The organism is Tabrizicola sp., assembly GCF_051645465.1.
Taxonomy (GTDB): domain Bacteria; phylum Pseudomonadota; class Alphaproteobacteria; order Rhodobacterales; family Rhodobacteraceae; genus Tabrizicola.
Window position 1 is genome coordinate 1 of sequence record NZ_JBOFBI010000239.1, and the last position, 7,643, is coordinate 7,643.

Consider the following 7,643-nt stretch of genomic DNA (forward strand, 5'->3'; position numbering starts at 1 on the left):
ACCTGCGCCCGCACCCATTCCGACCCCGCACGCGTCTTGCCCGCGCCACGCCCGCCCATGATCACCCAAGTCTTCCAGGCGCCCCTTGGCGGCAACTGATGCGGCAGCGCCCAGAACTCGAAGACCCAGGGCAGAGCCAGAAGCGCATTCTGGCTCAAGCCCGACAGGAACTCGTCAACCTCCTCCGGCGTTGCGGAGGCAAGCCAGGCGGCGCCCGATTTCAGCTCGGGCGTCTTCAAGGTCGAGTGTTCCGCCGGCTCCGACGTGGCCGGCAATCTGCTTGCGGAGTTTGTCAACGTTGCCTCTTTCTTGCAGCGCCTGCTGCGTCGTCGCGCGAAGATCGCGGATCGCCGTCTGTGCTGCTTTGATTTCCGTGAATTCTCCGGCCCGGATCGCGGCAATGGTGCGCTTAAGCTCCATCGCCGCCAGGCCGTAGAGATCTTCAGCCACGCCCAGAAGATCCTCTGGCGTGACGTCGTCCTCCATGAAGCCAACTGTCATCTATACCCGTCACCTCTCATGCAGCCCCCAGCACGAGCGAAATGAAAAAGCGGCCAGCGGGGTTACCCCCGGGCCGCTTCGACACTTCTTCTAGCATGCCACAATGTCTACATTGGACCGTTCGCAAAGTCAAGCGCAAAAGTCTTTTGGATCAATGGCTTATCGAACGGTCCGTTAGGACTTTGGTAACCTTCCCGGCCACGCATCCCTTGCGATGGCCCTTGTGTAGGCAGAAGCGACCTGAAACGGGCGGCCTACGGGCACCGGAACGCAGTTAACGAGTGGTGACCGCTACAGTAAGCCCTTGATTTTCATGAGAACAGGCCATTGTCCCACCGTGGGACATCACTCGCCCTGGACCCCCGTCTCGCCCTCGGCCCCCTGCTGCGCCTCGATCTCCCGCCACCGCGCGACATTCTCGTTGTGCTCGGCCAGCGTCTCGGCAAAAGCATGCCCGCCCGTCCCGTCCGCGACGAAGAAAAGATAGTCCGTCGTGTCCGGATTCACCGCCGCCCTGATCGCTTCCGCACCGGGGTTGGCGATCGGCGTCGGCGGCAGGCCATCGATCACATAGGTGTTCCAGGGCGTCTCTCGCCGCAGCTCGCTTTGCCGCAGGCCCCGTCCCAGCACACCCTCGCCCTTGGTGATGCCATAGATCACCGTCGGGTCGGTCTGCAGCCGCATCCCCTGCTGCATCCGGTTGACGAAGACGCTGGCCACCTGCCCCCGTTCCTCCGCAACCGCCGTCTCCTTCTCGATGATCGAAGCCATGATCAGCGCCTCTTCCGGCGTATCATAAGGCAGCCCCTCGGCGCGGGCCGCCCAGGCTTCCGCCAGCACCGCCGCCTGCTTCTCGGTCATCGCGGTAATCAACCCGCCACGTTCGGCCCCCCGCTCGACCTCGTAGCCCCCCGGCGCAAGGCTTCCCTCCGGCGGCACGGTCTCCAGCGAGCCCTGCAGGAAGTCGGCCTTCTTCAGCGCATCGACGATCTGCCAGCTGGTCACGCCCTCAGCCACAGTGATCCGGAAAACCAGCGCCGGATCGTCCGACACCTCAAGATACTCCGGCGGCAGCGGATCGACCCCGGCATCGAACCGCGTCACCTCGGAATAGGAATTCGTGGCCAGATCCAGCTCGCTCAGCACCACATCGGCCGAGTTGATGCCGATCCGGAAATTGAGGTCCCGCCCGCAGGTCGACCGCCCGCTCGAGGTGATCGCCTGCAGAACTTCCGACATGCTGGCGCCTTCGGGAACCATGTAACTCCCGAACTTCAGATCGTCCGCCCGGTCAGAGTACTCCGCCCCGATCCGGAAAATCCGCGCGTCAGAGATCGCCCCCCGCTCTTCCAGATTCCGGCTGACGGAAGACAACGACGCCCCGCGCTCCACCTCCAGGCAGATCGCTCCTGCCAAGGGTCCGGGCGCGACAAACTCGTTCCGCCCCCAGGCGACCATTGCCGCCATCGCGATCAGGATCACGATGAACAGCGTCAGCGCGTTCGAGGCGATGGACTTCCACATCTTCAGCGCACCTTGCCCAAGACGATGCTGGCGTTGGTTCCGCCGAAGCCGAAGCTGTTCGACAGCGCCACATCGATCTTGCGCCTGACCGCCTTGTTCGCCGCCAGATCCAGCTTCGGCGCCACCGCCGGGTTGTCCAGGTTGATCGTCGGCGGCGCCACCTGATCGCGGATCGCCAGCACGCAGAAGATCGCCTCTACCGCACCCGCTGCACCCAGAAGGTGCCCGATCGAGGACTTGGTCGAAGACATCGTGGCTTTCGGGGCATGATCGCCCAACAGCCGCTCCACCGCGCCAAGCTCGATCGTGTCGGCCATCGTGCTGGTCCCGTGCGCGTTGATATAGTCGATATCCGACGCTTCCAGCCCCGCCCGCTTCAACGCCGCCGCCATGGAACGGAAACCGCCATCCCCGTCCTCGGACGGTGCCGTGATGTGGTAGGCGTCGCCCGACAGGCCATAGCCCAGGACCTCACAGTAGATCCTGGCCCCACGAGCCTTCGCGTGCTCGTACTCCTCCAGGACCACGATCCCCGCCCCCTCGCCCATCACGAACCCGTCGCGGTCCGCATCATAGGGACGGCTCGCCTTGGTCGGGTCGTCCGCGCGCTTCGTCGACAGGGCCTTGCAGGCGTTGAACCCCGCGATCCCGATTTCCGAGATCGGGCTTTCCGTGCCGCCCGCCACCATCACATCGGCATCGCCCCACTGGATCAGCCGCGCCGCGTCGCCGATGGCATGGGCGCCGGTCGAACAAGCCGTCACCACCGCGTGGTTCGGGCCCTTGAAGCCGAAGCGGATCGAAACCTGCCCCGCGACAAGGTTGATCAGCGCGCCCGGGATGAAGAAAGGCGACACCCGCTTCGGCCCCTTCTCCTTGATCATCACCGCCGTCTCGGCAATCGTCGTAAGCCCCCCGATGCCCGACCCGATCATCACCCCGGTCCGGAGCTTTTCCTCCTCCGAAGGGTCCTCCCACCCGGCATCCCGCACGGCCTGGACGGCGGCGGCCATGCCGTAGATGATGAAGTCGTCAACCTTGCGCTGGTCCTTCGGTTCCATCCAGTCGTCGGGGTTGAAGGTGCCGTCCGTGCCGTCGCCCTTCGGGATCTCGCAGGCATACTGGGTGACCACATTCGCCGGATCGAACCGGGTGATCGGCCCCGCGCCCGAGCGGCCGGCGATCAGGCGGGCCCAGGTCTCTTCCACCCCGCAGGCAAGGGGGGTGACCATCCCAAGACCGGTGACCACGACACGACGCATGCTGCTCTCTCCCAGATCAAGGCTTTTCCGCGGTGATACACGGGCCCCAGTTTTCGCGCAACCGTGGGGCAGGCGGATCGGCGGGTGGAAGGCATGGGCACGGTGCCCGACAAAGCCCGGCAAGGGAAATCAATGCCTTGGCCGGGTGCATTCAGGAAGCCTTAATCTTTGCTCGATCCCGCGACGACCCGCCCGGAAGCGCCCGCGAAGATCAGTTCAACCCTTGGGCCGCAAGACAGGCGTCGCCCGCGGCGATGGCCGCTTCGCTTAGCGAACCCACAACCTCGGCGTCGTTGTTGGTGATCGCCTCTAGCTGTTCAGCGGACAACTTGGCCACAAAATCGGTCTGCATGCAGTTCACTACCGCTGTTGCCTGCTCGGCGGTTCCGGCTCGTTCTGCCCGGACCTTTGCGCTGTTGACGAACGCGTTCACAAATCGGGTGGCGGGCGGATCGTCAAAATCGGGTTCGCAACCATATGGAGCACGCCCGGTCCCGCCGATTACGGCAGCTTCCCGGTCCAAGAGGGTTTTGCAGGCCCATTTGCGCATTGGCGAAGGCATCCGGGCATTGATATCGATCCAGACTTCAAGATGACTGTTGCCGAAAATGCCGCGCTGGGGATCGATTTCAGAATACTTGGCGAAGCGGTACCAATCCTGCAGAACAAAGACGAGCGTCAGGCAGGCGATTGCCACGATCCATAGAATGACTTTCTTGATCACAATTGTCCCCGGAGTTGTTATTCAGTCAGCGGCATATCACGGCCAGTTCGGGCGCACCAAGTCAGAAATGGCAGACCGCTTCGCGCAAAGGACGTCGTGCCGGGGTCCTCTACCCCTGCCGTGCCACGATCCCCATGACCGCCGCCAGCAGCTGTGCGGCCAGTGCGGCCCCCTGCCCGTCAACATCACGGTCAGGCATGAATTCCACCATGTCGAAGCCCACGATCCGGGCCTTCTCGGCGACCCCGGCGATCAGTTCCAGCACCTGCCAGAAGCCAAGACCTCCCGCGGTGCGCCCGATCACGGCGGGCATGATCGGCGGGTCAAGCGCGTCGAGATCGAGGCAGACGATCACCTCTGCCCCCTCCGAGATCAGATCGATCGCGCGACCGATCCCCGACCGCGCCACCTCTCCCGCCGGAACAAAGCCGACGCCCCAGGCCTCGGCATCCTGCACATCCTGCATCCGGGCCGAGCCGATGCCGCGCTGGCCGACCTGGATGATCGCGTCGATGTGGTCCATTTCCGAAGCCCGCCGCATCGTCGAGGAAAGCCCAAGCCTTTCGCCCTGAACCTCATCCCGCCAGTCGATATGCGCGTCGATCTGCAGGATGGTGAAGCCCCGGCGCCGCGCGCCATAGGCCTCGAGCATCGGGATCGGCAGGCTGTCGTCACCGCCGATCAGCATCGGTACCCCGCCCCGGTCAAGGATCTGGCTGACCGCGCCGAAGATCCGCGAGCGGTTTCCGGCGGGATCGCCGATGTCCTGCTCCAGGTCCCCTGCATCCACCGCGGATACGCCACCTGGAAAGACCGGCCCGCCAAGGTCGAAGTTCATATGCGCCAGGTTCGCCGCATAGGCCGCCCCCGCCGCGCGGATCGCCGCAGGGCCGCCCGCGCAGTAGAAGCCGACCGAAGGATAGGGCGTACAGCCGTCCGCCCCGATCAGGGCCATTCTGGCCGTCAGCCGTGACAGATCGCGGCAGCGGGGGATGCCCATGAAGGTATCGGCCGATGCGGCACCGAACATCGTGCCAAGGGCAGTGTTGCCGGTCATCCAGGCCCTCCTTCGCTGGGTATCAGACTGGACGGGCCAAAACGGCGAGGCAAGGTGGAAGCCGGGGGGCGGCGGCGGACCGCCGGTCGCGACGGCCGGGGCGGGGCCAAAATCCTTCGAAGGATTTTGCAAATCTTTTCGAAAAGATTTGGCGCCCACCGCCCGGCCAAATGCAAAAGGCACCCCGCAGGGTGCCCTTTCCGTCCCGAAGGACAAAAGCCTCAGGCGGCTTCCGAGATGAACTTCACCGCATCGCCGAAGGTCTGGATCGTCTCGGCGGCGTCATCGGGGATCTCGATCCCGAACTCTTCCTCGAAGGCCATGACCAACTCGACCGTGTCGAGCGAATCCGCGCCCAGGTCGTCGATGAACGAGGCCGATTCCGTTACCTTGTCTGCTTCGACGCCCAGATGCTCGACGACGATCTTCTTCACGCGATCAGCGATGTCGCTCATGTCCGTTCCTCTATCTTGGGCCGGAATTCCCCGGCCGTTCTCGTTCTAACGTTTACCGGGCGTTGCCTGCCGGGGCAAGCACCCTGGCGCAATCCTGCGCGCCTATAGCAAGGGTCTGCGCGCATGGCAAACGCTTTAACCTGACTTGGCACAGGGCGGCGTCAGACCATCGCCATGCCGCCGTTGACGTGGAGCGTGGCGCCGGTCACATAACCCGCCTCGGGCGAGGCAAGGTACAGGACGGCCGCGGCGATTTCCTCGGGTTTACCCATCCGCCCGGCCGGGACCGCGCCCAGAATGCCTTCGCGCTGCTGGTCGTTCAGCTTGTCGGTCATCGCGGTTTCGATGAAGCCCGGCGCCACGCAGTTCACCGTGATCCCGCGGCTTGCTACTTCCGCCGCCAGCGATTTCGAGAGGCCCACCATCCCGGCCTTCGAGGCCGCATAGTTCACCTGGCCCGCATTCCCGGTCTGGCCGACGACCGAGGAGATATTGACGATCCGCCCCCAGCGGGCTTTCATCATCCCCCGGATCGCCGCCCGGCAAAGGCGGAAGGTCGCCGTCAGGTTCACGTCGATCACGGCCTGCCAGTCTTCGTCCGACATGCGCATGACAAGGCCGTCTTTGGTGATCCCGGCGTTGTTCACCAGGATGTCGACCGCCCCCATCGCCTCGACCGCGCGTTTGACCAGCCCCTCCACGTCCTCGGGGTTCGAGAGGTTGCACGGGAGAACATGGGCGCGGTCGCCAAGTTCCGCCGCCAGTTTCTCAAGCGGTTCGGTGCGGGTGCCGGAAAGGCCTAAGGTCGCGCCCGCCGCATGCAAAGCTCGGGCGATGTCGGCGCCGATGCCACCGGAGGCTCCGGTCACAAGGGCGGCTTTGCCGGTCAGGTCGAACATTCGGGAACTCCTCTCAGGCCTTCAGGGCGGCGATATCGTCGGGCGTGCCGATGGCGCGGGTCGTGGCCTCGGCAGCGGTCCGCTTGATCATGCCGGACAGCGCCTTTCCGGCGCCGATCTCCCAGAACTCGGTGACACCGGCCTTTTCCATCCAGAGGACGCTCTCGCGCCAGCGGACGGAGCCGGTAATCTGGGCGATCAAGAGGTCATGAATCCGGTCCGGTTCCATCACCGCCTCGGCCCGCACGTTGACGACGACAGGCACTTTCGGCGTACCGATCGGAACGGCGGCCAGGGCCTCGGCCATCACATGGGCGGCGGGCTGCATCAGGGCGCAGTGGAACGGGGCGGAGACGGGAAGGAGGATTGCGCGCTTGGCGCCTTTGGCCTTGGCGATCTCCAGCGCGCGCTCGACGGCGGCCTTGTGGCCGGAAACCACGACCTGCATGGGGTCGTTGTCGTTCGCGGCCTGGCAGACCTCGCCTTGGGCAGCTTCGGCGGCAACGGCGGTGGCGGCTTCAAAGTCCAGGCCCAGAAGGGCGGCCATCGCACCGACGCCGACGGGGACGGCCTCCTGCATCGCCTGGCCGCGGATGCGCAGAAGCCGTGCGGTATCCGAAAGCGTCAGCGACCCGGCGGCGCAAAGGGCGGAGTATTCGCCGAGCGAGTGCCCGGCGACGAAGCTTGCGTGATCCAGACCGAAGCCTTCCGCCTCCAGCGCCCGGAGAGCCGCGATGGAGGTCGCCATCAGCGCGGGCTGGGCGTTCTGGGTCAGGGTGAGCTCGGCAATGTCGCCCTCCCAGATGAGGGTGGAGAGCTTTTCGCCCAGGGCTGCATCGACCTCGTCGAAGACGGCCCTGGCGACCGGATAGGCCTCGGCCAGCGCACGGCCCATGCCGATGGTCTGGGCGCCCTGCCCCGGAAAGACGAATGCGCGGCTCATGTTTCCCCCTAGCGTTTCCTTGGGGATAGCGCGGTGGGGGGTCTTCTGCAATCGCCGGAGGGGTGGATCGGCAAGGAAAGCGGTCTGGGAAGCGCTTGGTTTGACTTCCGGGCCCGGCTTTGGTCATCCTTGCCCGAGTTGCAAGGAGCGAATGGCATGCACAGCCGGTTCTGGGCCGACTACAGCGCGCGCGAGATCATGGCGCTGGACCGGGAGCGGCTGATCGCCGTCCTGCCGGTGGGTGCCATCGAGCAGCATGGGCCACATCTGCCGGTCTC

The 7,643-nt window shown here is 65.1% G+C and carries 9 protein-coding genes and 1 pseudogene; 1 reads left to right on the forward strand and 9 read right to left on the reverse strand.

The window, feature by feature from the left end; genetic code table 11:
• The 9 genes and pseudogenes from ACRCSW_RS15665 to fabD form a co-directional block, all read right to left on the reverse strand.
• Positions 1-224 (reverse strand): annotated as a pseudogene (locus ACRCSW_RS15665) (ATP-binding protein); the annotation flags it as partial.
• On the reverse strand, positions 175-501 hold the full coding sequence (locus ACRCSW_RS15670) for a hypothetical protein (protein ID WP_438706580.1): 327 nt from the start codon (positions 499-501) through the stop codon (positions 175-177). The gene ACRCSW_RS15670 and the pseudogene ACRCSW_RS15665, both read right to left, overlap by 50 nt.
• A gap of 345 nt (positions 502-846) precedes the next feature.
• Positions 847-2,025, reverse strand: coding sequence for an endolytic transglycosylase MltG (mltG, locus tag ACRCSW_RS15675; protein WP_438706581.1), 1,179 nt, complete (start codon positions 2,023-2,025; stop codon positions 847-849).
• A gap of 2 nt (positions 2,026-2,027) precedes the next feature.
• The gene (fabF, locus tag ACRCSW_RS15680) at positions 2,028-3,287 is read right to left on the reverse strand and encodes a beta-ketoacyl-ACP synthase II (RefSeq protein ID WP_438706582.1); all 1,260 of its coding nucleotides are present in this window, start codon (positions 3,285-3,287) and stop codon (positions 2,028-2,030) included.
• A 211-nt stretch (positions 3,288-3,498) separates the two neighbouring features.
• Positions 3,499-4,011 carry a hypothetical protein gene (locus ACRCSW_RS15685; RefSeq protein WP_438706583.1) on the reverse strand — a complete coding sequence of 171 codons (513 nt, stop codon included), beginning with the start codon at positions 4,009-4,011 and terminating at the stop codon, positions 3,499-3,501.
• Between the two features lie 109 nt (positions 4,012-4,120).
• Positions 4,121-5,068: an arginase family protein gene (locus ACRCSW_RS15690; protein WP_438706584.1), complete on the reverse strand. Its 948-nt coding sequence runs from the start codon at positions 5,066-5,068 to the stop codon at positions 4,121-4,123.
• A gap of 221 nt (positions 5,069-5,289) precedes the next feature.
• Complete coding sequence (locus ACRCSW_RS15695; protein ID WP_128515501.1) at positions 5,290-5,523, reverse strand: acyl carrier protein; 234 nt, start codon at positions 5,521-5,523, stop codon at positions 5,290-5,292.
• 161 nt (positions 5,524-5,684) lie between these two features.
• On the reverse strand, positions 5,685-6,422 hold the full coding sequence (gene fabG / locus ACRCSW_RS15700) for a 3-oxoacyl-[acyl-carrier-protein] reductase (RefSeq protein ID WP_438706585.1): 738 nt from the start codon (positions 6,420-6,422) through the stop codon (positions 5,685-5,687).
• Between the two features lie 13 nt (positions 6,423-6,435).
• Positions 6,436-7,365, reverse strand: a complete 930-nt coding sequence (fabD, locus tag ACRCSW_RS15705; RefSeq protein ID WP_438706586.1) for an ACP S-malonyltransferase — start codon at positions 7,363-7,365, stop codon at positions 6,436-6,438.
• A 156-nt stretch (positions 7,366-7,521) separates the two neighbouring features.
• Here fabD and ACRCSW_RS15710 point away from each other — a divergent pair.
• Positions 7,522-7,643, forward strand: a 122-nt coding sequence (locus tag ACRCSW_RS15710; RefSeq protein WP_438706587.1) for a creatininase family protein, incomplete at its 3' end; no start/stop codon positions are given.